Origin of the sequence: Anaerotignum lactatifermentans (assembly GCF_014982935.1) — a bacterium.
GTDB classification, from domain to species: domain Bacteria; phylum Bacillota; class Clostridia; order Lachnospirales; family Anaerotignaceae; genus Anaerotignum; species Anaerotignum lactatifermentans.
Genome location: NZ_JADCKK010000136.1, coordinates 1 through 1,303, shown reverse-complemented (window position 1 = coordinate 1,303; position 1,303 = coordinate 1). Strand labels below are relative to the sequence as shown.

The 1,303-nt window shown below is 48.1% G+C and carries 8 tRNA genes and 2 rRNA genes; all 10 read right to left on the bottom strand.

The window, feature by feature from the left end:
* Nucleotides 1-155 precede the first annotated feature (155 nt).
* A tRNA-Gln gene (locus INF29_RS14285) sits at nt 156-227 on the bottom strand.
* A 36-nt stretch (nt 228-263) separates the two neighbouring features.
* Nucleotides 264-335, bottom strand: a tRNA-Gln gene (locus INF29_RS14280).
* Between the two features lie 35 nt (nt 336-370).
* Nucleotides 371-442 (bottom strand) — tRNA-Gln (locus INF29_RS14275).
* Nucleotides 443-473: 31 nt separating this feature from the next.
* Nucleotides 474-545, bottom strand: a tRNA-Gly gene (locus INF29_RS14270).
* A 10-nt stretch (nt 546-555) separates the two neighbouring features.
* Nucleotides 556-638: transfer RNA gene (locus INF29_RS14265), tRNA-Leu, on the bottom strand.
* A gap of 13 nt (nt 639-651) precedes the next feature.
* A tRNA-Lys gene (locus INF29_RS14260) sits at nt 652-724 on the bottom strand.
* A 9-nt stretch (nt 725-733) separates the two neighbouring features.
* A tRNA-His gene (locus INF29_RS14255) sits at nt 734-807 on the bottom strand.
* A gap of 13 nt (nt 808-820) precedes the next feature.
* Nucleotides 821-895, bottom strand: a tRNA-Pro gene (locus INF29_RS14250).
* A gap of 15 nt (nt 896-910) precedes the next feature.
* Nucleotides 911-1,028, bottom strand: a 5S ribosomal RNA gene (gene rrf / locus INF29_RS14245).
* Between the two features lie 100 nt (nt 1,029-1,128).
* Nucleotides 1,129-1,303, bottom strand: a 23S ribosomal RNA gene (locus INF29_RS14240); the annotation flags it as partial.

Below are 1,303 nucleotides of genomic sequence, written 5' to 3'. Positions count from 1 at the left end.
CTCCTATGCTTTCTTGTGTCTTGGCGGACTCAAGATAATTATAGCATAGGAGGTTTTTGCTTGAAGCTGAAGCTCACTGATTCCCCCGGCATAGCCGGGGGTTTTTATTGGATTCACCAATAAAAAAAAGAGCCTGATAATCAGACTCTTTTTAGCTAGGGTAGCAGGATTCGAACCTGCGAATGACGGAATCAGAATCCGTTGCCTTACCGCTTGGCGATACCCCATTATGAAATTTTTTAGAGAGTTTTCTTCTCTCGAAACTAGGGTAGCAGGATTCGAACCTGCGAATGACGGAATCAGAATCCGTTGCCTTACCGCTTGGCGATACCCCATTATATAAAGCTATTTCGCTTTCTTTTTTTGAGACCTGGGCTAGCTGGATTCGAACCAGCGAATGCAGGAGTCAAAGTCCTGTGCCTTACCGCTTGGCGATAGCCCATCATACGATAATTGCAGGATACGAAATAGAAAGCGCGAGACGAGATTCGAACTCGCGACCCTCGCCTTGGCAAGGCGATGCTCTACCACTGAGCCACTCGCGCACATCCTATATGCAGCCGAGGGGACTTGAACCCCTACCCAGAATCTGGACTAGATCCTTAGTCTAGCGCGTATGCCAATTCCGCCACGGCTGCGCAAAATAAGAAATGAGTCACTCGGGACTCGAACCCGAGACACCTGGATTAAAAGTCCAGTGCTCTACCAACTGAGCTAGTGACCCATAAAAAAGGGTGGATAGTGGGATTCGAACCCACGACCTCCAGAGCCACAATCTGGCGCGCTAACCAACTGTGCCATACCCACCATATTATAAAACTCGGGGTGACAGGATTCGAACCTGCGACCTCCTGATCCCAAATCAGGCGCGCTAGCCAAGCTGCGCCACACCCCGTAATTGAAAATTGGATTCCGGCGACCATCTACTCTCCCAGGCAACTTCCCACCAAGTACCATCGACCGCTTAGGTCTTAACCGTCGTGTTCGGAATGGGAACGGGTGTGTCCCCTAAGCGCATCATCACCGGAAATTTTCAATTTATGAGGTCAGCGGACTCGACCGCCTTCCTGTAAAGGTTATGCACCTTCAAAACCGAATACAATCAAACTTTCATCATAAAATCTTTATTAGGTCAAGCCCTCGATCTATTAGTATTGGTCAGCTGAACACATTACTGTGCTTACACCTCCAACCTATCTACCTCATTATCTTTAAGGGATCTTACTTCCGAAGAATGGGAAATCTTATCTTGAGGGCGGCTTCACGCTTAGATGCCTTCAGCGTTTATCCGTTCCATACATAG